The following is a 223-nucleotide window of genomic DNA, read 5'->3' on the forward strand; positions in this document are numbered from 1 at the left end:
CGGTGTAGGTGATCGTGCCGTTTTCGTTCACGGTTGGTGTGGCGGTCAACGTCACGGTGGTGGTGTCATCGACATCGCTGACGATGGTGCTGACTGGAGCGGTGTTCGGTGCGATGGCTTCGAGGTTGCCACCAGTGGCGGTACTGATGCTTTCAGTGACGGTGGTCGGGCCTTGGTAAACGTCGTTGCCGACGGCTACGTCGAGCACGCCCGAGCTTGCGCC

The 223-nt window shown here is 61.4% G+C and carries 1 protein-coding gene; it reads right to left on the bottom strand.

The window, feature by feature from the left end:
* Nucleotides 1–223: immunoglobulin-like domain-containing protein (locus HU806_RS26350; protein WP_186615833.1), on the bottom strand; the 223-nt coding region annotated here is incomplete at both ends.

It is taken from the genome of Pseudomonas sp. SWRI154 (assembly GCF_014268645.1).
GTDB lineage: Bacteria > Pseudomonadota > Gammaproteobacteria > Pseudomonadales > Pseudomonadaceae > Aquipseudomonas > Aquipseudomonas marvdashtae.